At 60.7% G+C, this 22,631-nt stretch carries 20 protein-coding genes; 10 read left to right on the forward strand and 10 right to left on the reverse strand.

The genetic code is table 11. From position 1 onward, the window contains the following. Nucleotides 1-74: 74 nt before the first annotated feature. On the reverse strand, nucleotides 75-833 hold the full coding sequence (locus tag RGM2987_RS09050) for an SDR family oxidoreductase (protein WP_245139945.1): 759 nt from the start codon (nucleotides 831-833) through the stop codon (nucleotides 75-77). Nucleotides 834-996: 163 nt separating this feature from the next. Between RGM2987_RS09050 and RGM2987_RS09055 the strand changes: the two genes are divergently transcribed. From RGM2987_RS09055 to groL, 4 genes are all read left to right on the forward strand, one after another. Further along, nucleotides 997-1,728 carry a HugZ family protein gene (locus RGM2987_RS09055; protein ID WP_245139948.1) on the forward strand — a complete coding sequence of 244 codons (732 nt, stop codon included), beginning with the start codon at nucleotides 997-999 and terminating at the stop codon, nucleotides 1,726-1,728. A 66-nt stretch (nucleotides 1,729-1,794) separates the two neighbouring features. Beyond that, nucleotides 1,795-2,271 carry an FxsA family protein gene (locus tag RGM2987_RS09060; RefSeq protein ID WP_245139950.1) on the forward strand — a complete coding sequence of 159 codons (477 nt, stop codon included), beginning with the start codon at nucleotides 1,795-1,797 and terminating at the stop codon, nucleotides 2,269-2,271. 242 nt (nucleotides 2,272-2,513) lie between these two features. Beyond that, nucleotides 2,514-2,807 (forward strand): co-chaperone GroES, encoded by a 294-nt coding sequence (locus RGM2987_RS09065; protein ID WP_075945518.1) that lies wholly within the window; start codon nucleotides 2,514-2,516, stop codon nucleotides 2,805-2,807. Between the two features lie 49 nt (nucleotides 2,808-2,856). After that, the gene (groL, locus tag RGM2987_RS09070; RefSeq protein ID WP_245139953.1) at nucleotides 2,857-4,503 is read left to right on the forward strand and encodes a chaperonin GroEL; all 1,647 of its coding nucleotides are present in this window, start codon (nucleotides 2,857-2,859) and stop codon (nucleotides 4,501-4,503) included. A 281-nt stretch (nucleotides 4,504-4,784) separates the two neighbouring features. Here the strand turns inward: groL and RGM2987_RS09075 are convergent, their stop codons facing one another. Together RGM2987_RS09075 and RGM2987_RS09080 are read right to left on the reverse strand one after the other, a co-directional pair. Next, nucleotides 4,785-5,528 carry a phosphatase PAP2 family protein gene (locus tag RGM2987_RS09075; RefSeq protein ID WP_245139956.1) on the reverse strand — a complete coding sequence of 248 codons (744 nt, stop codon included), beginning with the start codon at nucleotides 5,526-5,528 and terminating at the stop codon, nucleotides 4,785-4,787. A gap of 53 nt (nucleotides 5,529-5,581) precedes the next feature. Further along, nucleotides 5,582-7,531 (reverse strand): LTA synthase family protein, encoded by a 1,950-nt coding sequence (locus RGM2987_RS09080; protein WP_245139958.1) that lies wholly within the window; start codon nucleotides 7,529-7,531, stop codon nucleotides 5,582-5,584. A 209-nt stretch (nucleotides 7,532-7,740) separates the two neighbouring features. Between RGM2987_RS09080 and colR the strand changes: the two genes are divergently transcribed. From colR to RGM2987_RS09105, 5 genes are all read left to right on the forward strand, one after another. Continuing rightward, entirely contained in the window at nucleotides 7,741-8,424 is a 684-nt protein-coding gene (gene colR, locus RGM2987_RS09085) for a two-component system response regulator ColR (protein ID WP_245139961.1), read from the forward strand. Next, the gene (locus RGM2987_RS09090; protein WP_245139964.1) at nucleotides 8,414-9,691 is read left to right on the forward strand and encodes a HAMP domain-containing sensor histidine kinase; all 1,278 of its coding nucleotides are present in this window, start codon (nucleotides 8,414-8,416) and stop codon (nucleotides 9,689-9,691) included. The genes colR and RGM2987_RS09090 overlap by 11 nt, the downstream gene beginning before the upstream one ends. Before the next feature lie 114 nt (nucleotides 9,692-9,805). Next, nucleotides 9,806-10,474 carry a class I SAM-dependent methyltransferase gene (locus tag RGM2987_RS09095; RefSeq protein ID WP_245139966.1) on the forward strand — a complete coding sequence of 223 codons (669 nt, stop codon included), beginning with the start codon at nucleotides 9,806-9,808 and terminating at the stop codon, nucleotides 10,472-10,474. Between the two features lie 4 nt (nucleotides 10,475-10,478). Continuing rightward, nucleotides 10,479-11,189, forward strand: a complete 711-nt coding sequence (locus tag RGM2987_RS09100; protein WP_245139969.1) for a lipopolysaccharide kinase InaA family protein — start codon at nucleotides 10,479-10,481, stop codon at nucleotides 11,187-11,189. A gap of 2 nt (nucleotides 11,190-11,191) precedes the next feature. After that, entirely contained in the window at nucleotides 11,192-11,419 is a 228-nt protein-coding gene (locus tag RGM2987_RS09105; protein ID WP_245139972.1) for a hypothetical protein, read from the forward strand. A gap of 229 nt (nucleotides 11,420-11,648) precedes the next feature. Here the strand turns inward: RGM2987_RS09105 and RGM2987_RS09110 are convergent, their stop codons facing one another. From RGM2987_RS09110 to RGM2987_RS09135, 6 genes are all read right to left on the reverse strand, one after another. After that, complete coding sequence (locus tag RGM2987_RS09110) at nucleotides 11,649-14,675, reverse strand: multidrug efflux RND transporter permease subunit (RefSeq protein WP_245139974.1); 3,027 nt, start codon at nucleotides 14,673-14,675, stop codon at nucleotides 11,649-11,651. Nucleotides 14,676-14,688: 13 nt separating this feature from the next. Next, nucleotides 14,689-15,837 (reverse strand): efflux RND transporter periplasmic adaptor subunit, encoded by a 1,149-nt coding sequence (locus tag RGM2987_RS09115; RefSeq protein ID WP_245139977.1) that lies wholly within the window; start codon nucleotides 15,835-15,837, stop codon nucleotides 14,689-14,691. 132 nt (nucleotides 15,838-15,969) lie between these two features. Further along, nucleotides 15,970-17,067: a DUF1513 domain-containing protein gene (locus tag RGM2987_RS09120; RefSeq protein WP_245139979.1), complete on the reverse strand. Its 1,098-nt coding sequence runs from the start codon at nucleotides 17,065-17,067 to the stop codon at nucleotides 15,970-15,972. Between the two features lie 2 nt (nucleotides 17,068-17,069). Then, complete coding sequence (locus RGM2987_RS09125; protein ID WP_245139981.1) at nucleotides 17,070-18,134, reverse strand: imelysin family protein; 1,065 nt, start codon at nucleotides 18,132-18,134, stop codon at nucleotides 17,070-17,072. A 29-nt stretch (nucleotides 18,135-18,163) separates the two neighbouring features. Beyond that, the gene (locus tag RGM2987_RS09130; RefSeq protein WP_245139984.1) at nucleotides 18,164-19,591 is read right to left on the reverse strand and encodes a di-heme oxidoredictase family protein; all 1,428 of its coding nucleotides are present in this window, start codon (nucleotides 19,589-19,591) and stop codon (nucleotides 18,164-18,166) included. A 102-nt stretch (nucleotides 19,592-19,693) separates the two neighbouring features. Beyond that, nucleotides 19,694-20,548 carry a LysR family transcriptional regulator gene (locus RGM2987_RS09135; protein ID WP_245139986.1) on the reverse strand — a complete coding sequence of 285 codons (855 nt, stop codon included), beginning with the start codon at nucleotides 20,546-20,548 and terminating at the stop codon, nucleotides 19,694-19,696. An 89-nt stretch (nucleotides 20,549-20,637) separates the two neighbouring features. Between RGM2987_RS09135 and RGM2987_RS09140 the strand changes: the two genes are divergently transcribed. Continuing rightward, nucleotides 20,638-21,072, forward strand: a complete 435-nt coding sequence (locus tag RGM2987_RS09140) for a multidrug/biocide efflux PACE transporter (RefSeq protein WP_245139989.1) — start codon at nucleotides 20,638-20,640, stop codon at nucleotides 21,070-21,072. Between the two features lie 19 nt (nucleotides 21,073-21,091). On the opposite strand, the gene RGM2987_RS09145 is transcribed toward RGM2987_RS09140, so the two are convergent. Further along, the gene (locus tag RGM2987_RS09145) at nucleotides 21,092-22,432 is read right to left on the reverse strand and encodes a HAMP domain-containing sensor histidine kinase (RefSeq protein WP_245139991.1); all 1,341 of its coding nucleotides are present in this window, start codon (nucleotides 22,430-22,432) and stop codon (nucleotides 21,092-21,094) included. Between the last annotated feature and the right edge of the window lie 199 nt (nucleotides 22,433-22,631).

The raw sequence follows: 22,631 nt of genomic DNA on the forward strand, positions 1-22,631 counted from the left end.
GTCAACCTATCTGTTAAATGACTCACCGCATTCGCGAGCAAGCCCGCTCCCACAGGGTTATGTGTGCAGGGCTCTTAGATCCGCAACCCGCCATCCATCTCCAGAATCCGACCGGTGTAATAGTCGTTCTCGAAGATATACGCCGCCGAATGGGCAATCTCCTCGGGCTTGCCCATGCGCTTGAGCGGTATCCCCGAGGTCATTTTCTCCAGCGCTTCGGGTTTCATCCCCAGGGTCATCTCGGTCTCGATGAAGCCCGGTGCGATGCCGGCGACACGGATGCCATAGCGCGCCAGCTCCTTGGCCCAGGTCACGGTGGCAGCGGCCACGCCGGCCTTGGCGGCCGAGTAATTGGTCTGGCCGACATTGCCGGCGCGGGAGATCGACGAAATATTGATGATCGCGCCGCTGTTCTTCAGCTCGACCATTTTTGCCGCCACCTCACGGGTGCACAGGAATACGCCGGTGAGGTTGACGTCGATCACCGCCTGCCATTGGGCCAGGCTCATTTTGCTCATCTCGCCGTCCTTGACCTTGAGCAGCAAGCCGTCACGCAGGATCCCGGCGTTGTTGATCAAGCCGTGGATCGCGCCGAAGTCCTCGGCCACCCGGGCAACCATGTCGTTGACCTGTTCTTCATTGGCAACGTTGCACAGATAGGCGCGTGCTTCGACGCCCTTGGCCGTGCAGGCCGCGACCGCCTGGTCGAGTTTTTCCTGGTTGAGGTCGACCAGGGCGAGTTTTGCGCCTTTGCCCGCCAGGTACTCGGCCATGGAGCGGCCCAGACCCTGGCAACCGCCGGTGATAATGATTACTTTGTCGGTGAGTTGCATGTGCTTGTCCCGGTGGCGGTGCGGTGAAGGATGTCCTTTGTGAAGGGCTCTCGATCTGCTACAGCGCAGCCCGGCTGCATACTAGAAAGGTCCCGCGAACAGTTGGAACGTAGTCCGGCTGTTCGAGCGTTTTTAATACGGCTTTCATCAAAGGAGTCATAAATTGAGCGTTGACGCTGCCAAGCATGCACGAGAATTGCTGCTCAAGGAATACCGTGGAATGCTCTCCACCCATTCCAAATCCATGCCCGGCTTTCCGTTCGGCTCCGTGGTGCCGTATTGCCTGGACCCGCAGGGCCGGCCGTTGATCCTGATCAGCCGCATTGCCCAGCACACCCACAATCTGCAAAAAGACCCCAAGTGCTCGATGCTGGTGGGCGAGCGGGGCGCCGAGGACGTGCAGGCCGTTGGGCGCCTGACTTATCTGGCTGAGGCTAGAAAGCTTGAAGACAGCGCCAGCATCGACGCCGCCGCTGAGCGCTACTATCGCTATTTCCCCGAGTCGCAGAACTATCACAAGGCCCACGACTTCGATTTCTGGGTGCTTGAACCGGTCCGCCACCGCTACATCGGCGGCTTCGGCGCCATTCACTGGCTCGACCAGATCACTCTGCCCAATCCGTTTGCCGGCAAGGCCGAGGCGAGCATGATCGAACACATGAATGCCGACCACGCCAAGGCCATTGCCCATTACGTGACGCTGGCCAACCTGCCCACATCGGAGCCGGCGCAGCTGGTCGGCATCGACAGCGAAGGCATGCACCTGCGGATCGGCCAGGGCTTGCATTGGCTGGCGTTCCAAGCCCCCTGCAACACGCCGACACAAGTGCGCGAAGCCTTGGTTTACCTGGCTCACGCCGAGCATTGGCCGAAAAATGCAGAGGCCGATGCTTGAATTCACGAAAGGGCGACGTCATTTAAGGTTTCATAGCAAGGCATTCTTGCGTTGAGGAACCATTTGATGCGCCCTTTTTTGTTGCTCTTTCTGCTGTTCCCGGTGTTGGAGCTGTTCGTATTCGTCAAGGTCAGCGGTGCGATCGGGTTTTTCCCGGCGCTGCTGCTGGTCATTCTCGGCTCGATGCTCGGTGTATTCGTGCTGCGTATCGCTGGCCTCGCCACGGCATTGCGCGCCCGTGAAAGCCTGAGCCGTGGCGAGCTGCCTGCCCAGACCATGCTCGAAGGCCTGATGCTGGCCCTGGGTGGCGGCCTGTTGATCCTGCCAGGCTTTATCAGCGATGTGCTGGGCCTGGTCCTGCTGATGCCGTTCACCCGACGGCTGCTGGCCAACAAAATGCGTCAGCGCGCCGAAGAACAGGCGATGCGCCAGCGTGCTTTCGCCGACGACCTCCAGCCCCGTGGCGGTCCGGCCCCGCGTGAGCCAGTGGGCCGCGAGCCCAATGTCATCGAAGGTGAGTTCGAGCACCGTGATTCCAAATGATCCATCCCCACGGCACCTTCGGGTGCCGTGTTCGTTTCAGGCTGCGTGAAGTAAAAAATTTTATGCCCGGCCCTTGTAATCGGCTTGCGCGCCCTTATGTATCGGTCACCGCAAGGTTTCCGGTGGCTACGCCGGACAGACTTCCGCGGTTCGACTGACGAACCGCACCCGGCTTTGCCGGCTTTGTTAAACCCGCCGGGACTACACCGGCCGATGAAAACCAAAATTAGGAGAGATCGACAATGAAGCTTCGTCCTCTGCATGACCGCGTCGTTATCCGTCGCAGCGAAGAAGAGAAGAAAACCGCTGGCGGTATCGTCCTGCCAGGTTCGGCTGCCGAGAAAGCCAACAGCGGCGAAATCCTCGCAGTCGGTACCGGCCGTGTGCTGGACAACGGTGAAGTACGTGCTCTGTCCGTGAAAGTGGGCGACAAGGTTGTGTTCGGTCCGTACTCCGGCAGCAACACCGTGAAAGTCGACGGCGAAGACCTGTTGGTAATGAGCGAGAACGAAATCCTCGCTGTTATCGAAGGCTGATTCCCCGCTCAATTTCCCGCTACTACACAGTATTTAAGGAATATCGATCATGGCTGCTAAAGAAGTTAAATTCGGCGATTCCGCCCGCAAGAAAATGCTCACCGGTGTCAACGTCCTGGCTGACGCAGTAAAAGCGACCCTGGGCCCGAAAGGCCGTAACGTGATCATCGAGAAGAGCTTCGGCGCTCCGACCATCACCAAGGACGGCGTTTCCGTAGCCAAGGAAATCGAGCTGGAAGACCGTTTCGAAAACATGGGCGCGCAGCTGGTCAAAGACGTTGCCTCCCGTGCCAACGATGACGCCGGCGACGGTACCACCACTGCCACCGTCCTGGCTCAGTCGATCGTCAACGAAGGCCTGAAAGCCGTCGCTGCCGGCATGAACCCGATGGACCTCAAGCGTGGTATCGACAAAGCGACCATCGCGATCGTCAAAGAGCTGAAGGGCCTGTCCAAGCCTTGCGCTGACTTCAAAGCCATCGCCCAGGTCGGCACCATCTCCGCCAACTCCGACAACTCCATCGGCGACATCATTGCCGAAGCCATGGAAAAAGTCGGTAAAGAAGGCGTGATCACCGTTGAAGAAGGCTCGGGCCTGGAAAACGAACTGTCGGTCGTAGAAGGCATGCAGTTCGACCGTGGCTACCTGTCCCCGTACTTCGTCAACAAGCCGGACACCATGGTTGCCGAGCTGGATGGCCCGCTGATCCTGCTGGTTGACAAGAAAATCTCCAACATCCGCGAAATGCTGCCAGTGCTGGAAGCTGTTGCCAAAGCCGGCCGTCCACTGCTGATCGTGGCCGAAGACGTTGAAGGCGAAGCCCTGGCGACCCTGGTTGTGAACAACATGCGTGGCATCGTCAAAGTCGCAGCCGTCAAGGCGCCAGGCTTCGGCGACCGTCGCAAGGCCATGCTGCAGGACATCGCCGTCCTGACCGGCGGTACCGTGATCTCCGAAGAGATCGGCCTGAGCCTGGAAAGCACCACCCTGGAGCACCTGGGTAACGCCAAGCGCGTCACCCTGTCCAAGGAAAACACCATCATCGTCGACGGTGCTGGCGTTCAAGGCGATATCGAAGCCCGTATCAGCCAGATCCGTGCCCAGGTTGCCGAGACTTCCTCGGACTACGACCGTGAAAAACTGCAAGAGCGTCTGGCCAAGCTGTCCGGCGGCGTTGCAGTGATCAAGGTTGGCGCCGGTTCCGAAGTTGAAATGAAAGAGAAGAAAGCCCGCGTTGAAGACGCCCTGCACGCAACCCGTGCAGCCGTTGAAGAAGGCGTGGTGCCTGGCGGTGGTGTTGCGCTGATCCGTGCACTGGAAGCGTTGACCGAACTCCAAGGCGACAACGCCGACCAGAACGTCGGTATCGCTGTCCTGCGTCGCGCTGTTGAAGCCCCGCTGCGCCAGATCGTTGCCAACTCCGGCGACGAGCCAAGCGTAGTGGTCGACAAGGTCAAGAACGGCCAAGGCAGCTTCGGCTACAACGCTGCGACCGGCGAGTACGGCGACATGATCGAAATGGGCATCCTGGACCCAACCAAGGTCACCCGTTCGGCCTTGCAGGCAGCAGCCTCCATCGGCGGTCTGATCCTGACCACCGAAGCCGCTGTGGCTGACGCACCGAAGAAAGAAGGTGCAGCTGGCGGCGGTATGCCAGACATGGGTGGCATGGGCGGCATGGGCGGCATGATGTAAGCCAGCCTTACCCCTGTAACGAAAAACCCCGCCTGCGAAAGCAGGCGGGGTTTTTTATTGGCTTCGCCCCTTGTGGGAGCTGGGCTTGCCCGCGAAGAGGCCATCACATCCAGCCTCTTCATTGACTGACCCACCGCCATCGCGAGCAGGCTCGCTCCCACAGGGGACTGTGGTGGGCGCAAATCCGGTGATCACTGAAGATCAACTGTGGGAGCGAGCCTGCTCGCGAAGGGCCATCAGCCCCAGCATCTTTATCGCAGGCTCTCCCACGTTTGAGGTCCTCAGGCCCGGGCAGGGTCGGGCAGGGCTACGCGATCCGCCATGGCGGCGGGTCGGTACAGGATGAAGTAGTAACACCCCAGGCAAATCAGCCAGCAGAACACTGCGGTCCAGACATTGTGGGAGAAGAAGTGCGCCCCCTGCATCATCCGTCCCAGGGAGAACACCGTTCCCAGGGTAAAGGCGAATATGAAGGCCTGGCGGGCCAGGCGCGGACGGCGGTCACGCAATACAAAGAACAGCGCAAACAAGGTGAACCCGGTGGCCGCATGACCACCGGGCCAGCAGCGCCCGGGTTTGTCAGTGGCCGGACGCGGGCTCAGCAGCTCGCTGTAGGTTTCCTTGCCGCCAAACTCTTTCAGGCTCCAGGGGCATTGAACAGCGGTCACCGCCTTCACCGGTGTGACAAACGAAGTCGCCAGCGCGAGGGACAGCACCAGGCAACCCAGTTCTCGCTTGAATGGTTTGAGCCGGTCGAAGAAAAACGCACTGATGAACCCGATGATCGCAAACACCGAAAAGGCGATGACCACCTGTTTTGCCCGGTCATGAAGAATGTTTTCCAGGAAGTAACTGTGGCGCCCGATGAAGTCACCGGCGGACGGCTCATAGAACAGGCGAGCCAATGCCATGTCCAGATCGGTCCATTCCAGCAAGATCAGAATGATCGCCGCAACGATCGGAACACCCAGGCACAGCCAGAAGTTCAGAGGGCGGGGGGCGGAGCGTGAGACGCTTGATGACATGACAGGTCCTGCACAAGGTAAACGCCCCGGGACATCAGCCTGGGGCAGTTCGGTTAACGTTCGCTGACTTGCTCGCCACCCTCCTTGGGTGCTTTCCAGCCAAGCAGCTGTTGCTTGAAGCCATAACTGGCGGTTTGGTAATACGTGATAGCCCGTTTGATCAAGGGGTCATCGCCGGTGGTGCGAGACTCAAGGCTCTCGATCAACGCGTCATCATGCCGTCGCATGCCTTGGCGTGGGCTGAGAATGGCCAGGTCGGTACCGTCGAACAGCCCCAGATGCTGGTAATTGCCGACGACGACACGAGGCGGTAGCGGATTGTCCTGCAACAGGTTACGACCGAAGAACGTCGACTGGTAATCCAGGTTCAATAACCCGAGCAGGGTCGGCGCAAGGTCGATCTGGCTGGCGAGTTGATCGTTTTCTCGTGGTTCGATCAGCTTGGGTGCGTAAATGAACAAGGGGATCTGATAGTTGCTGATGGGCAGGTCTTCCTTCCCGGCGCTACCGGCGGTGTGATCGGCCACGAAGACGAAAATCGTGTTATCGAACCATGGTTTTTGCCGCGCCTGTTCCAGGAACTGACCGATGGCGTAATCGGTGTACTTTACCGCCCCATCACGGCCATTACCCGACTTGATGTCGATCCGGTTGTCCGGAAAGGTGTAGGGACGGTGGTTGGAGGTGGTCATCAGTTGCAACAGAAACGGCTGCTGCCTGGCGTGGTTGGCATCGGCCAGTTTCAACGTCTGTTTGTACAGGTCCTCATCGGCCATGCCCCAGGCGTTCTTGAAATGGATCTCTGACTCATCGACGCTGCTCTGATCGACGACGCGATAACCGTTACCGCTGAAAAACGCGTTCATGTTGTCGAAATAGCCGCGTCCGCCATAGACAAATACACTGTCATAGCCGACGAAGGTCAGTTGCTGGCCCAGGCTGGCAAAACCGCTCTCCCGGCCGATGCGCTTGACGATCGAGCGTCCCGGTGTGGGTGGAATGGCCAGGGTTATGGCTTCCAGGCCACGGTCGGTGCGGGTGCCAGTGGCATAGAAATTATTGAAATACAGGCTTTGCTTGCGCAAGGCGTCCAGGTTCGGTGTGAGATTGCGTTTGTCACCGTTGCTGCCCAGGTACTTGGCGCTGAGGCTTTCGATGGTGACCAGCACGATATTGGGTTTACGGACGGTGCCCGGGTTGTCGACCATGCGGCGAATATCTTGTGGGTCTTGTCCGATAAATCGCGTATTGGGCTCGTTCAACTCCGCCCGGATCTGCTGGGCGACGGCGGCCGACGGCAGGCTGGTGTAGAACTGCTCGTAATCAAGCTCATTGTTACGAAATGCCGCGAAAAACTGATACGGACCGTTGCTCGCCAGTTCGTTCTGGTAGGCATTGCCACCTTGGGCGCGTGGCGCATCCTGGCTGAGCAGTTGCAGGCTCAGGCCGGCGACAGCGAGCAGAGCCAGCACGTTGAACAACCGACCACGAAGCGTTGGCAATGGAGCGGCCAGTGCGGCATTGAACGGCTTGCGCAACGCCAGGCTCAGCACTACGGCCAGCACGGCTAGGATCGTCAACAACGTACCGATCGGATACGACTCCAGCACGTTGTTCAGCACTTCATCGGAATACACCAGATAGTCGACAGCGATGAAGTTGAAACGTACGCCGAACTCATCCCAGAACAACCATTCGGCCACCGAGGTAAACAACATCATGAACACGGTGACCGTCAGCAAGCCCTGAAGAAACCAACGATGGCTGCGGCGGCGCCACAGGGCCGGGGGACACAGCAGCAGATACAGGCCTATCGGCAAGATCGCGTAGGCAAGGAAACCCAGGTCATACAGCAAGCCGGTGCCAAAAATGGTGAACGTGCCGCCACCGACCTCAGTCAGATGGGGCAGCAGCAGGGCAGTGCGGGTCAGGAAAAACACCACCAGCCAGGCACTGGTGATCAAAAACAGCAGGCGCATGGGCGCCGTTTTTATAAAGTCCATTTAGTACATTCCTTATTTATCAATCCGATAGCGCGAAAGTGTTGCTCCTTCACTGTAGTCAGGTTGTGAACCTCTGGTGAAAAACTCATCAACGATTGTCTTGTTGACGCTGTTGAGCTTCGCGCCGCTTGCGCCCTAGCCCTGAGTCGGTAATGGCCGTAAGCTGCGCGGGCCAAGACGGCCGTTAACCGTGTACGCAGGAGATGCCCATGCGAATTCTATTGGTCGAAGACAACCGCGACATCCTGGCTAACCTGGCCGATTACCTGGGGCTCAAGGGCTACACCGTCGATTGTGCCCAGGACGGTTTGTCGGGGTTGCACCTGGCCGCGACCGAACACTACGACCTGATCGTGCTCGACATCATGCTGCCGGGTATCGACGGCTACACCCTGTGCAAGCGCCTGCGCGAAGACGCCCGGCGCGACACGCCGGTGATCATGCTCACCGCCCGCGACCAGTTGGATGACCGTCTGCAGGGCTTCAAGTCCGGCGCCGATGATTACCTGATCAAGCCGTTCGCCCTGTCGGAGCTGGCAGCGCGGATCGAAGCCGTCATGCGCCGGGCCCAGGGCGGCGGGCGACGTGCCCTGCAGGTCGGTGACCTGAGCTACGACCTCGATACCTTGGAAGTGACCCGTCAAGGCAAACTGCTCAAGCTCAACCCGGTCGGCCTGAAGTTGCTGGCGGTGCTGATGCAGAAAAGCCCTCACGTGTTGCGTCGGGAAATCCTCGAAGAAGCGCTGTGGGGCGATGATTGCCCGGACAGCGACAGTTTGCGCAGCCACGTTCATCAACTGCGCCAGGTGATCGATAAACCGTTCGACAAGCCGCTGCTGCACACCGTGCATGGCGTTGGCTATCGCTTGGCCGAGGGGCGCGATGGAGTTTAAGCAGAGCCTTGCCCAACGGATCATCATCGCCTTTGCGCTGATGAGTGCGTTGGTCGCCGGGGCCTTCGCCATGGGCATCGTGGCAACGGTTCACCTGGTGGAAGAAAAACTGATTTCTGCCGGGCTCGGGGGCGATTTGCAGCGCCTGTTGTTGATGGACAACGTCTCGGACTGGAACCATCGGCCAGAACCCGACCAGTTGTTTTACTTCAGCGGCGGTCCGGGCGACTTCGAACTGCCCAAGGACCTGCGTCATCTGGAGCCTGGGTTCCACGAGGTGTTTCGCGAGCAACTGTCGTATCACGCCATGGTCGAGATCGTAGACGGCCGGCATTATGTGCTGCTGCAAGACCAGAGTGACTTTGAAGAGCGCGAACGGGTGCTGTTCGCCGTGGTGCTGGTGGGCTTTGTACTGAGCCTGGCCCTGGCAGTGTTCCTGGGGTGGGTCCTGGCTCGCCGGGTCATGGCACCGGTCGTGCGCCTGGCCCGCCAGGTGCGCCACCGCGACCAGCTCCTGGGGCTTGCCCCGCCGCTGGCGCCGGACTATGCCGCCGATGAGGTGGGAGAACTGGCCGTGGCGTTTGACGCAACCTTGGGACGCTTGCGCCAGGCCCTGACTCGCGAACGGTTATTCACCAGCGACGTGAGCCATGAATTGCGCACGCCGCTGATGGTCCTTGCCACTTCCTGCGAGCTGTTGCTGGAAAACCCGGCGCTGGATCAGCGCGGTCGTACCCAGGTCGAGCGTATCAACCGGGCCAGTGAGGAAATGCGAGAGCTGGTGCAGACCTTCCTGATGCTCGCCAGGGCCCAGCGCGATGACAACGGCATGGCGCCTCGGTCGACGCTGGCTCAAGTGGCAGAAAATCTCCTCGGGGTGTGGCATGGACCGATCGAATCCAAGGGCCTGACGCTGATCGTCGAACCGGGTCAACCCGCCGACACCCTGTATAACGCGACATTCCTGACCGCAGTGATGGGCAACCTGCTGCGTAACGCCTTGCACTACACCGACCAGGGGTTCATCCGCCTTTCGCTCAATGCCACCGGATTTGTGGTCGAGGACAGTGGCGTGGGCATCCCCGAGGAAAAACGCGAGGCGATGTTCGAGCCGTTCGTACGGGGCAACGAAAAGCGCGGCGAGGGGTTGGGGTTGGGCTTGTCACTGGTGCAGCGGATCTGCGAGAACCAGGGTTGGGTCGTGAGCCTCAGCACCATGGAGCCCAACGGTTGCCGCTTTGAAGTGGAACTTGACCCTCAAGGATAAGCGCTCGGCTTGGAAAAATCTTGAAATGATTCCACAGGTTGTGTGACGATTTTTTCACAAAGCCATGACATGGGGGTTCATAAGGTTGGGCTGATCAGTAATGGAGCCCCCCTGATGTCCAAACCTATCAAGCTCGATTTTTCCGAGAAGTACAACGAGCAGCATGCCCAGAAATACTTTCACAAGCATCGCAGCGGCTTGAGTCGTCGTCTTTCCAATCTGCGCGATCAGCAATTGGCCAGGCGGGCGTTGGCGCTTGTTGGCGATCCTGGCCTGGTCCTGGACTTGCCGTGCGGAGCCGGACGTTTCTGGTCCTTGCTGGCCGAGAAGCCAAACCGAGTCATCATCGGTGCGGACAATTCCGAGGCCATGCTCAAGACCGCCATGGAGTCTCAACCGGCGGATGTGGTTAAACGGGTACAACCCTTGCACACGTCTGCGTTCCAGATTGCATTGCCGGATAAGGCTGTCGACAGCATTTTTTGCATGCGCTTGCTGCACCACATCGGTGAACCCGCGCATCGACTGACGATCCTCAAGGAATTCGAGCGTGTCAGCCGCGACAGCGTGATTATTTCGCTGTGGGTCGATGGCAATTTCAAGGCCTGGAAGCGCAAGCGTCAGGAACGTACCCGTGGGAAAAAAGACTACCAGAACAGATTTGTGTTACCGGCCGCTACGGTAGAGGAGGAGTTTCGGCAGGCCGGGTTCCGCATTCAGGAACAACTGGATTTTCTACCGCTCTATGCCATGTGGCGAGTTTATGTATTACGCAAGAGGTAACAGCATGGTTGCGCAGGCAGCAGATTCATCGATAGCTCCTCCTGGTGACTTCGAGTATTTCTGGAGTCAGCAGGGGGAATGGGTGGAAGAACCCAATGTGCGTCGCGGCGGTGAAAGCGGTGTGCAGCGGATCAAGGGCAAGGACGGTGAGCTGCTTTATGCCAAGCGTCAGACCGGACATATCTATCGCAGTTGGTTGCATCCGTTCGGTCGGCCGACCGTGCTGCGCGAGCAGGATGCATTGTTGGCATTGACCCGACTCAACGTGCGTGTGCCCCAGCTGGTTTTCTGCGGCGCCCAACGGGACCCGGTCCATAAGTGGCGCGCGCTGTTGGTGACCCGGGCGCTGGAAGGCTTTGAAGAGATTCAGCACTGGTATGCCGGAGGTGGCCGTGAGCGCCACGGCGAAGCGGTGCATGAGCAGATCCTTCAGACGTTGGCCGAAACCCTGGCCCGTATGCACAAGGGACGATGGCAGCACGGCTGCATCTACATCAAGCATGTATTCATACGCGTGACCGGTGAAGGAGAGGCGGCCAAGGGCGAAATAGCCTTGCTGGATTTCGAGAAATGTCGGCAGCGCTTGACGGCTTATAGCGCGGCGTCCCATGACATGAAGCAGCTGCGGCGCCATTCGTCGTTCAGCGACGCTGACTGGAAAAAACTCGTCTATTTTTATGAGACGGCGTTTGGCAGCGCTATCAAAGGTTTATAGCGATGAAACTAGAAATTGCTAGAGGTTTGTTTTTAGTGGGAGCCCTGGCAGTTACGTCTATGGCGGTGGCTGTCTGGGAACAGCCACGGTCGCAGATACTCAGCGTCAGCAGTAACGATGCAAACTGTCCTTTGCCACGCGTGGCAAAGGCCAGCGAGGCGATACGTCCGGACAATGACTTACTGTTGTTCATGTTCAGCCTTTCCCAAGGAATGAGGCCGCAGAGTTGAGTTTGATCAAGCCCGGATAAAGGCCTCGCATGTGCGAGGCCTTTGTTTTTGCGCCTTCCATCACTCGCCCACAAGTATTCAACCACCCACTGACCCTGTGGCGAGGGAGCTTGCTCCCGCTGGACCGCGAAGCGGTCCCATGAATTCAGCGTTTGGCAATACTGACGGCGACTGCTTCGCAGCCGAGCGGGAGCAAGCTCCCTCGCCACAAAAACCTACCTTCGCCCCATCACGCCCTGTCCGGCTTCGCCAGCAAGGTGTACACGCAAGGCAATACGAACAGGGTGAACAAGGTCCCGATTGACATGCCGGTGGCAATCACTGTGCCGATGTCGAAGCGGCTGACCGCGCCGGCACCGGTGGCCAGAATGAGCGGCACCATGCCAAACACCATCGCTGCGGTGGTCATCAGCACCGGCCGCAGGCGGATCGACGCGGCTTGTTCCACGGCTTCCCTTGGCGTCAGGCCCTGTTCCTTGCGCAACTGGTTGGCGAACTCGACGATCAGGATCCCGTGCTTGCTGATCAGGCCAATCAGCGTCACCAGGCCCACCTGGGTATAGATGTTCATGCTCGACCAGCCGAGGAACAGCGGGATCAATGCACCGCAAATCGACAGCGGCACCGTCACCAGAATCACCAGCGGATCCCGGAAACTCTCGAACTGGGCGGCCAGCACCAGGAAGATGATCGCCAGGGCCAGCCCGAAGGTGACCCAGAGCGCACTGCCTTCTTGCACGAATTGTCGCGAAGCGCCGGCGTAGTCGAAGGCGAACCCTACCGGCGCTTCCTCCCGGGCGATCTGACGAACTGTCTCGATGGCTTCGCCCATGCTCACGATGGGAAAGCCTGAAATCGTCACCGCATTGAGCTGCTGGAACTGGTTCAGTTGCCGTGGTCGTGCCCGGTCGCTGACCTTGATCAAAGTCGACAGCGGTAGCAGTTCGCCCTGGGTGTTTTTCACGTAGTAGTTGTTCAGCCAGTCCGGGTTGTCCCGAAATGGCCGTTCGACCTGGGCAATCACCTTGTAGCTGCGCCCTTCAAGGGTGAAGCGGTTGATCTCCGCCTCACCCAGCAGCGTGGCCAGGGTGCCGCCCAGGTCCTGCATCGAAACCCCCATCTGGGCAGCTTTGGCGCGATCGATGTCGACCACCACCTCAGGCTTGTCGAACGCCAGGTCGATGTCCATGAAGGCGAACTTGCCGGATTCCAGGGCGCGTTTTTTCACCCGCTCGGCGATCTGCAGCAGCGTGGCGTAGTCTTTCGGCGAGTTGATGACGAAGGCAAATGGCAGGCCTTCGCCGGTGCCTGGCAATGAAGGCAGGTTGAACCCGAAAATCTGCAAGCCAGGGATTTGCTCGAGCTTGGCCTGGACGTCCGGCAGGACCTCCATCTGGCTGCGACTGCGCTCGTTCCACGGCTTGAGCAGGAAGCCGCCGATGCCGGACTGCACACCGTTGTAGCCGTTGATCTGGAACGAGGAATAGTACTCGGGGAACTCCTTGAAAATCGTGATGAAGTGATCGGTGTAGGCGTTCAGGTAGTCCAGGTTGGTGGTCTTCGGGGCGTTGGCCATCATGAAGATGATGCCCTGGTCCTCGTCGGGTGCCAGCTCGGATTTGGTGAACATGATCAGCACCGGGATCAGCAACAGTACGATCACGGCAAACACCAGCACCACCGGCCGGGCATTGAGCGTGCCGTGCAACAGGCGCTGGTAGCGGCTTTTCAAGCGTTCGAAGACCACGTCCAGCCGATGGGCCAGGCCCGAAGGGTTCTCGTCGTGACGCAGCAGCATGGCGCACATCATGGGCGACAGGGTCAGGGCGACGATCCCGGAAATCACCACCGCCCCGGCCAGGGTCAGGGCGAACTCCTTGAACAGAGCCCCGGTCAGGCCCTCGAGCAGGCCGATCGGTGCGTACACCGCGGCCAGCGTGATGGTCATCGAGACCACCGGCATGGCGATTTCCCGGGCGCCTTCTATCGCGGCCTCGAACGGGCTCTTGCCTTCCTCGATGTGCCGGTGGATGTTTTCCACCACTACGATGGCGTCATCCACCACCAGACCAATGGCAAGCACCATGGCCAGCAGCGTCAGCAGGTTCATCGAGTAACCCATCAACTGCATGAAGAACATCACGCCGATCATCGACAGCGGGATGGTCACCACCGGGATGACCACCGAACGCAGGGCGCCAAGAAACAGGAACACCACGACGATCACGATCAGCACGGCTTCGAACAGGGTTTTCACCACCTCGTCGATGGACGCCTGGATGAACAGCGTGGCGTCGTAGGCAATCTCGGCCTTGAGGTTGGTGGGCAGTTGGGCCTCCAGCTCCGGCATGATCTTGCGCACTTCCTTGATCACGTCCAGCGGGTTCGCCCCCGGGGTGGCCTTGATCCCGATGTACACCGAGGGCGTGCCACCGAAGGAACTGATGGTGTCGTAGTTCTCGGCACCCATTTCCACCCGGGCCACATCCCGCAGCAGCACGCGGCTGTCGCCGGCGGTCTTGAGCGGGATCGCGGCGAAGGCCTCGGCGGACTTGAGTTCGGTGTTGGCGTTGATGCTGGTGACCACGTACTCGCCCTTCACCTCACCGGCGGCAGAGAGGAAGTTGTGCTGGCGCACGGCATTGGTCACGTCGGCGGCGGTCAGGCCGAAACCGGCAAGCCTGACCGGGTCCAGCCACAGGCGCATGGCGAACACCTGGTTGCCGAGGATCTCCGCTTCAGCCATGCCCGGCAAGGTCGCCAGTTTCGGTTGGACCACCCGTGAGAGATAGTCGGTAATCTGGGGGTTGTTCAGTTCCTTGCTGAAAAAGCTGATGTACATCAGCGCCGAGGCGTCGGCGGCCTCGCGGCTGAGCACCGGGTCTTCGGCGTCCTGGGGCAGTTGGTTCTTGACTTCGTTGGCCTTGGCCAGCAATTCGGTGAAGAGCCGGTCGCTGTTGGAGCCGATACGGGCATAGACCGAGATCACCGAGAAATTCTGCCGACTGACCGAGGTCATGTAGTCGATGCCTTCGGCGCTGGCCAGGCTCTGCTGCATCGGTTGGGTGATGTAGCCCTGGATGGTTTCGGCGTTCGCCCCGGGGTAGGCAGTGGTGACCGTGATCAGGGCGTTTTCCATCTGCGGGTATTGGCGCAGCGGCAACTTGCTCCAGGCCTGGAAGCCCAGCAGCACGATCAACAGGCTGACCACGGTGGCCAGCACCGGACGGCGGATGAACGGATCGGTAAAAGCCATGGGGGTTCCTTGATCAGTCCGCGCGCGGCGGGCTGTTCTGTTCGGTCAGGGTCTTGTCGTCACTGATGGCGATGGGCGTGCCGTTGTCGAGCTTGATCTGGCCGGCGATCACCACCTGTTCTCCGCTCTGCACGCCCTTGGACACCAGGACCTGACCGCCGCGGCGTTCACCGGTCTGGACAAAACGCCGTTCGGCGATCAGCAGCGGCTGGCCCTTTTCGTCCTTCTCGATACTGCCGTCGGCGGCTTTTTTCTGCGTGACCACGTACATCGAATTGCCGTACAGGGTGTAGGTCACGGCACTTTCCGGCACGACGATTCCGGCGGCTACGTCCGGCAGGATCACCTGCAGGTCGGCGAACATCCCGGGCAACAACTTGCCGTCGGGGTTGGCCAGGGTGGCACGCACCAGCACGTTACGGGTGCTGTCCTCGACCTTGGGGTTGATCGCGCTGATCGAGCCGACGAAGGTCTGCCCCGGGTAGGCCGACACACTGACGTTGACCGGCTGGGCAACGGCGAGCCTGGGCACCGTTTGCTCGGGCACGTAGAAATCCACGTAAAGGCTGCTGAGGTCCTGCAGGGTGGCGATCACGCTGCCACTGGCCAGATAGTCGCCGACGTCCACCTGGCGGATGCCGATGGTGCCATTGAAGGGCGCGACGATATGTTTCTTGGCCAGGGACGCCTTGAGCTGGTTGACCGTGGCCTGGTTCTTTTTCAACTGCGCCGAGAGTCGGTCGAACTCGCCCTTGGAGATCGCCTGGCTGCCCACCAGTTGCCGGCCACGATTGAAGTCCAGTTGCGACAGGCCAAGGTCGGCCTCGGCGGTCTCGAGCAAGGCGCTTTCGACGTCACTGTCCAGTTGCAGGAGCGGCTGGCCGGCCTTGACCTTCTGCCCGGATTGGAACAACACCTTCTGCACGGTCCCGGCAATTTCCAGGCTCAGGTCCACGCCCTGCAACGCCTTGAGACTGCCCACGGTGGGCAGGCGCGCCTCCCAGGGTTGCTCGGTGGCCTTGGCCACGGCGACGCTGACCGGTGGTTTTGGTACGGAAAACATCTGGATCTGCTGGTACACGGTGAAGGCCTTGTAGCCTGCCAGCAACAGCACCACCAGCAGGACAACACCCAACATGATCAGCATGCGGCGTCGCAGCATGTTCCACTTCCTTGGAAAAAAGCCGAGATGAAAGACAGTCAGGCGGGCACCTTACTCCGAGTGCGCCGGCGATTCCAAATGATGTTTGTTGTTAATGTGTAATGCTATTTTTTTGTGCGCGATGCCCGTCCGTCACACCAGATGCAAATGGTTATCCCAGAGCCCCGCGGGCAGATCCAGCGGTTTTGCAACCCATTGTGACTGGCGGCAATCGTAATAACGGCAGCGTCCCTGGCCCGACGTTACGACGAAGCCATCGGCCACCGCACCGACACCGGCACAGTCCGGCAGGGGCGCATCCAGGCGTGCCTCACCGGTGTCCATGTCCCAGATGAAAAAGCGGTTGCCGCGCGGTGCGGTCAGGGCTATCAGGCGCAGGTCGCTGTGCACGGCGACGCTGGCGGTGTAGTGCCCCATTGCCTGCAATTGTTGCTCGGGCACCGGGAACGCCTGGAATGGCTGGCCCGGACGTTTGATCGCCACCAGTTGCGAAGATTCGTGGGCATCGCCCATGAACTGCTGGCCTGTGACGATGGTGCCGTCGCTGGCGATGCCCATGTGCCGTACGCTGTTCATCGACTGGGCGAGGGTTTCCTTGCTCAGCAGGGTGCCGTCGCGCTGCATCAGCACCAGGCTCGGCTCCATGGCATTGAGGTTCATTTCGACGCGGCTCTCGGCTTCGGTGCGAATGCCGCCGTTGGCCACCACCAGGGTCTCGCCATCGGGCATCCACGACACCTGGTGCGGACCGATGCCATGGGTAGGGAGCTCGCCGCTGTGCACCAACCGCTCACCCTCGAATCGATAAACGCCCAGCAGGCCGCGTCCCGGATCGGTGGTGTCGTTCTCGGTGGCATACAGCCATTCGCCGCTTTTGTGGATCACCGCGTGGCCGTAGAAGTGTCGGTTCGGCAACGAGGCGATGGTTTGCAGCAGCGTGCCGTCGCGCAAGTCGATCAGGTAGCTTTCGGTACCCGGGCGTCGTGCGACAAACAGTGCAATCGGCTGTGTCGGGTGATTGATGATGTCGTGGCAGCGCTGGCCGACCCGGGTGGCGAACACCCGGCTGCCATCGAGCCGATAACCCACGGCGTAGTGCTTGCCGTCGCTATCGTCCCGCGCCGAAAGCAGTAGCGGACGCTTGTCCTTTTGCTTGAACAGCGTCCAGCCGCCCAGGGTAACGGCGCCGAGCAGCAAGCTGCCCAGTGCCAGGGCCTGACGTCGAAACATGATCAGTCACCGTCGTTGGCGTTGAAGCCCAGTTGAATGCCCAGCGCCTTGGCCAGTTCGCCTTCGTGCAGGCGGTGGACGACGTTGAGGCTGTCGTACAAATCGTTGAGTTGCTGGCGTCCGGCGTCATCGTTGAGCATATCGGTCAGCGGGCGCTGGGTGCTGGCGAACAGTTTCAGCGAGGCATCGTAGGCCGCATCGATCTTGTCGGCCAGCGGCTTTTGCTCGCTTGGCAGCAGGCCGCGCAGGCCTTTGTTGTCGACACCGGCCCAGATGGTCCTGGCGGCGCTCAAACTGGCTTCCAGGCCTTGCAGCGACGACTGGCTGCGCCAGGCGTCGGCCTGGAATGGCTGGGGTACGCCCTTGGTCTGGCGTCCCATCGGGGTGCCGAGTTTTTTCTTCAGGGTGTCGAGGGCGGTGACCTGGGCCCGCAGCAGATCGGCGATGGCTTCGTGGGAATCGGCGTAGCGCTGGTTCGGAAACTTGCTCATCTGCGCGAGCATGCCGTCGTTGGTGTTCCAGCGTGACAGGATCTCTTCGGCCAGTTGTTTCTGGCGCTCGCCGATGGCCACCAGCAGCGGGCAGTACCTGGCTTTCTGTGCACTGTCGGCCATGTCGATTTTCGCGTCGAACAGCAGGTACTCATAAGCCGACAGGCCCTGGACCACGACGCTGGACTTGGCCAGGCCGGCGGCGTCGATCTGCGGCTCGCTGTTGACCAACTGCTCGACCTGGCGGCCTACGAGGTTCTTCTTGTCCGGCCAGAACTGGACCTGCCAGGCGCGGTTGCCCTCGGCCAGCGGACCGATCAACAGCGGCTGCAACTCGGCCCAGGCTTTTTGCGCCTTGAGGAAGTCGGCGCGGGCGGTCTCCAGGTTTTCCTTGCCTTGGCAGAACGCCAGGGCGCTGGTCGCCAGTTGCCGGTCGGCTTCGACCCAGCGGCTGTAGGTCGGCAGGATCACCTGCTTGGCGATGGCTGCCGAGGTGACAGCCTGCGGATCCTGCGGCGAGCAGGCGCCGAGGGCGAGGGCGGCGAGGCTGGTGAACAACAACTTGGGACGGAACATGTCGGGCTCCCGTGTTTCGAAAAAGACGTTTAAAGGGAATTCAGAAAGGCCAGCAACGCAGCGCGCTGCTCGGCATTGAACGCTAAAACCTGGCGCTGCGCCGCTTGTGCTTCGCCGCCATGCCAGAGCACGGCTTCGAGCAGGTTGCGGGCGCGACCGTCATGCAGGAACTGGGTGTGGCCATTGACGGTTTGCGTCAGGCCGATGCCCCACAGCGGCGGGGTGCGCCAATCCTGGCCACCGGCCTTGAATTCGCTGCGGTTGTCGGCCAGGCCATCACCCATGTCGTGCAACAGCAGGTCGGTGTAGGGGCGGATGACCTGGTTCGCCAGCTCCGGTTCGGCAGCGTTGGCGGAGGTGGTGTATTTCGGGGTGTGGCAGGACTGGCAGCCGGCCTGGAAAAACAGGTTCTTGCCAGCCAGCACCTGGGGCGAGCTCACGTCGCGACGGGCCGGTACCGCCAGGTTGCGACTGTAGAACAGCACCAGTCGCAGGATATTGTCGCTGACTTCCGGTTCGCCATCCGGGCCATTGCCGCTGGGTGCGCGCTTGCAATCGACCTGGGTCTCGGTGCAGTCGTCGAACGGTCGCAGGCTCGTGGTCAAGCCCATGTCACCAGAGAAGGCATGGACGTTCTGTTGATTGAGGTTGGGCTGCCCGGCCTTCCAACCGAAACGCCCCAGCACGGTTTTTTGCTGGACATCGTCCCAGACCTGGTTGGGGCGGCCGGCGATGCCGTTCTTTTCGCGCGCCTGGGCCTCGGCATTCGCCAGGATGGCTTCCTCGGGGATGGCTTCGAGCAATCCCAGGCCGATCATCGGCGGTGCAACGCGGGCGGAAAAGCGTGTATCCGGGTGCATCGGGCCGTAAGCCAGTTGGGTAATTTGCAGGCTCGGCTTACGCAGTTCTACGACGGTGCCGTCCGTAAAGCGTACCGGCACCGGCGTGTAATCGACCCGCACCTTGCCTTCGGGCTCGACGCCGGGCACCGACATGTCCTGCAACTGCCCGCCATAGACCGGTTCCGGGACCACGCCCAGTTGTTCGATGACCTTGGCATAAGGCGGCGCGTCGGGGATCGACAGGCGCACCAGCATCGATACTGCGGAGGTCGCGTCCGGCGCCGGTGGATGACCGCGACCGTCCTTGATGTGGCAGTTCTGGCAGGCGTTGGTATTGAACAACGGCCCGAGGCCATCGCGGGCCGTGGTGGTCGAAGGGGCGATCACCCAGGGGCTGCGAAAGAAACTGTTGCCGACACTGAAGTCCACGCGCCGCGAGGGCGGCAGGTTGGCCGAGGGCAGGGAGAAAGCGTTCTGATCGCTCTTGCGCACGGTGGCAGCGCCCCCGGACCGGGCTTCACCGGGTTCGGCCTGGGTAAAACGCGGGGCGTCATCGCAGGCACTCAGGCCAAGGGCCATGAATAGCGCACATAAGCGAAGAAGCAACGACGGCATCGGCGATCCTGGGAGGCGACTGAAACGAGGGCGCAAAGTCTAACAGGGCGCAAGGCTTTAAATAAGAGCAATTATCGTTTGGTTGGGCAGCAAATACCCTGTTCATTCGAGCATCTTGCCCAGGAACCAACTGCCAGCCGGTCCCGGTGGGTGCCGTTTCGACCAGACCGCATCCACCGACACCAGCCTAGGCCAGCCTCGCACTTTCAACTCCTGCAATTTGTCAGCGCCGAAGCGGGCCACCAGCCAGCGCGGCAGTGACGCCCAGCCGAAGCCACCCTGGGCCATTTCCAGCAGCATCAGATAACTGGGCGCCGACCAGACGCGACCTTGGGCACGGGTTTCGTACGGGTTGATGATGGTTGCCAAGCGTAACTGGCGATGGCGTCGCAGCGCCTGCTCGTCGACCGTTTCCAGTTCAGCCAGCGGATGCAGCCTGGAGACAAACAACGCAATTTCAGTGCGCTCGTCCACCGTTGCCCAGGTCAGGTCTGGCGGATACCCGGACGGTGTCTCGGCGAACGCGACATGCGCCCGGCCCTGTTGCACCAGCGCGATCAAATCGTCGCACTCGGCAATCAGGCATTCGAGCTCCAGGTCTGGATAGCGCAGCTCGAACGCACTGAGGGTCGCTTCGAAACGGTCGGATTGGTAAGTGTCGGAGATCGCCACGGTGAGCTTCGCCTCGACGCCTGCGGACAACTGGCTGGCGGCCAGTTCCAGGCGGTGGCTGGCGGCAAGGATGTCTTCGGCCCGTTGCAACATTACGTGGCCTGCCGGGGTGAGCGTCGGTTTGCGGCTGCTGCGGTCGAACAGCACCAGGTCCAGGTCGATTTCCAGGCTGGCAACAGCGGCGCTGATGGTCGACTGGCTCTTGCCTAGCTTGCGTGCCGCCGCCGAGAACGATCCCTGGACCGCCGCTTGGACAAAGGCCGTCAAGACTTCATGGGAAACCATTCATCTATCGCCTTGATCGATGGTTAATGGTTTTGAAGTATCGCTCCGGCAAAGGAAGATCGTCACGTCTTCTTTGTCGGAGCGGCGATATGAACGTCCACAAAACCTTGCTTGAGCGCGTCCTGCAGGCCATTGGCTTTGAACTGCTGGCGATCTTGATTTGTACACCGTTGTTGGCCTGGATCATGGATAAGCCAATGGTCGACATGGGAGTGGCGACGGTCGCCATCGCGGTGCTGGCGCTGTTGTGGAACGTAGTGTTCAACGGCGTCTTCGATCGCTTGCTCAGGCGCTTGGCGATTGTGCGCAATGCGTGGGTCCGGGTCCTCCATGCATTGCTGTTTGAAGGTGGATTGGTGGCTGTTGCGGTGCCCTTGGTGGCGTGGTGGCTGCAAATCAGCCTGTGCCAAGCGTTTTTGCTGGATATCGGCGTGCTGTTGTTTTTCCTGCCGTACACCTATGCCTACCACTGGCTCTATGACGTGGTGCGCGAGCGGATGCTGGCGAGTCGTGGGCTCGCTTGATCGCAGCGGATGGCCAGGGTCACGGCTGCACGACCGCCCCCGGTACCAACGGCAGCTCCAGGCTGGCGATGAACCCGCCGCCAGGATGATTGCCCAGCACCAGTGTGCCCCCGTGCCGTTCAGCGGCGCGGCGCGCGATCGCCAGGCCCAGGCCATGGCCAGCGGCGGTCTGGCCGGGGGCGCGGTAGAACGGTTCGCCCAACTGGCCCAGATGTTCGGCCTCAACCCCTGGCCCATGGTCGCGTACGCTCACTACGATCTTTTCCCCCTGGCGGACCGCGCGCATCTCGATCAGTCGCCCGTCGGGGTTGAAACGCTGGGCGTTGCGCAGCAGGTTATCCACGGCGCGTTCGATCATGGTCGGCCAACCCTTGAGGGTCAGGTTCGGTTCCGCCTCCAACTGCACGCTTTGTTCAGGTGACGCCAGTTGTGCATCTTTTTGCAGGGCGATCAGCAACGCGTTGAGGTCCACCTCTTCGGCGCTGGCGTTGTCGGCATCGACCCGGGCCAGGACCAGGATTTCGCTGATCAGGGCTTCCAGGCGATCACATTCGCGGGTCAGGCGCGGCCAGAGCTTTTCCCGTTCTGGGGGGCTGGCCCGCTCGGCCAGTGCCAGGGCGATGCGCAGCCGGGCCAGGGGCGAGCGCAGTTCGTGGGACACGTCCCGTAGCAGTTGTCTTTGACTGGCGATCAGGCTTTGCAAGCGTGCGCCCATGCGGTTGAAGTCGGTGGCCAGCACGCCGAATTCGTCCCGACGGTTGGCCAGCTTGGCGAGGCTGTTCTGTTGGTAGGTGGCCTGGCCCAGGTCATGCACCGCGCCGCGCAGGCGACTCAGTGGGCGAGTGATGGACAAGGTCACCAACAGGCTGAACAAGGTCAGTACCACCAGCGCGATGCCCAGCGCACTGAGGGGCCAGAGCAGGCTCTCACGATGCCAGGCGTCCAGTTCCGGATGCGGGATGCGATAGATGAACAGGTAGGTGTCACCGGTCTTGGCGCTGGTGAATTCGTCGGTCAGGCGTCGCCATGGTAAACGCCGGTCGTCGTTGTTCTGCCGCGCTTCGAACGCGGCGGCACGCCGCGGGAAAGTGCCACGCACCACCGGGTCGCCGCTTTCGTTGAGTACCTGGACGTCGATGTGATACTGGCGCTTGCGCTGCTCCAGGATGTCCTGGGCGGCGTCTTCGCCCTGGCTTTCGTAGGTCTGGGTCCATTCTTCGGCCAGGGTGTTGAGCCCCGGATGGCGACTGAGAATCCAGGCATCCTGGTTCAGCATGTGCCCCATGAGAATCGACAGCCCCGCGACCAGGGCGATGGCCAGCCAGAAACTGGCCAGGATGCGCCAGAACAATGAACGCACAGTAAATCCTCGAAAACAAAGAAAGCCCAATGGGCTGATACCAGTCAGCCACGCGAAGTAAAGTCGAACAACAATCCCGTGGCGAGGGAGCTTGCTCCCGCTCGGTTGCGTAGCGACCGTAAAATCCCGGGGCCGCTTCGCGGCCCAGCGGGAGCAAGCTCCCTCGCCACGGTGTTCTTCGTCGCGCGCTTAATTGCCG

Source organism: Pseudomonas sp. RGM2987 (genome assembly GCF_022952855.1).
GTDB lineage: Bacteria > Pseudomonadota > Gammaproteobacteria > Pseudomonadales > Pseudomonadaceae > Aquipseudomonas.

Coding starts and splice junctions, on each gene's coding strand:
- RGM2987_RS09105 (WP_245139972.1), top strand. CDS start 11,192: ATGAAACTAGAAATTGCTAGAGGTTTGTTTTTAGTGGGAGCCCTGGCA.
- RGM2987_RS09120 (WP_245139979.1), bottom strand. CDS start 17,067: ATGTTTCGACGTCAGGCCCTGGCACTGGGCAGCTTGCTGCTCGGCGCC.
- RGM2987_RS09065 (WP_075945518.1), top strand. CDS start 2,514: ATGAAGCTTCGTCCTCTGCATGACCGCGTCGTTATCCGTCGCAGCGAA.
- RGM2987_RS09115 (WP_245139977.1), bottom strand. CDS start 15,837: ATGCTGCGACGCCGCATGCTGATCATGTTGGGTGTTGTCCTGCTGGTG.
- RGM2987_RS09050 (WP_245139945.1), bottom strand. CDS start 833: ATGCAACTCACCGACAAAGTAATCATTATCACCGGCGGTTGCCAGGGT.
- RGM2987_RS09075 (WP_245139956.1), bottom strand. CDS start 5,528: ATGTCATCAAGCGTCTCACGCTCCGCCCCCCGCCCTCTGAACTTCTGG.
- colR (WP_245139961.1), top strand. CDS start 7,741: ATGCGAATTCTATTGGTCGAAGACAACCGCGACATCCTGGCTAACCTG.
- RGM2987_RS09140 (WP_245139989.1), top strand. CDS start 20,638: ATGAACGTCCACAAAACCTTGCTTGAGCGCGTCCTGCAGGCCATTGGC.
- RGM2987_RS09100 (WP_245139969.1), top strand. CDS start 10,479: ATGGTTGCGCAGGCAGCAGATTCATCGATAGCTCCTCCTGGTGACTTC.
- RGM2987_RS09130 (WP_245139984.1), bottom strand. CDS start 19,591: ATGCCGTCGTTGCTTCTTCGCTTATGTGCGCTATTCATGGCCCTTGGC.
- RGM2987_RS09060 (WP_245139950.1), top strand. CDS start 1,795: ATGCGCCCTTTTTTGTTGCTCTTTCTGCTGTTCCCGGTGTTGGAGCTG.
- groL (WP_245139953.1), top strand. CDS start 2,857: ATGGCTGCTAAAGAAGTTAAATTCGGCGATTCCGCCCGCAAGAAAATG.
- RGM2987_RS09095 (WP_245139966.1), top strand. CDS start 9,806: ATGTCCAAACCTATCAAGCTCGATTTTTCCGAGAAGTACAACGAGCAG.
- RGM2987_RS09135 (WP_245139986.1), bottom strand. CDS start 20,548: ATGGTTTCCCATGAAGTCTTGACGGCCTTTGTCCAAGCGGCGGTCCAG.
- RGM2987_RS09125 (WP_245139981.1), bottom strand. CDS start 18,134: ATGTTCCGTCCCAAGTTGTTGTTCACCAGCCTCGCCGCCCTCGCCCTC.
- RGM2987_RS09090 (WP_245139964.1), top strand. CDS start 8,414: ATGGAGTTTAAGCAGAGCCTTGCCCAACGGATCATCATCGCCTTTGCG.
- RGM2987_RS09080 (WP_245139958.1), bottom strand. CDS start 7,531: ATGGACTTTATAAAAACGGCGCCCATGCGCCTGCTGTTTTTGATCACC.
- RGM2987_RS09110 (WP_245139974.1), bottom strand. CDS start 14,675: ATGGCTTTTACCGATCCGTTCATCCGCCGTCCGGTGCTGGCCACCGTG.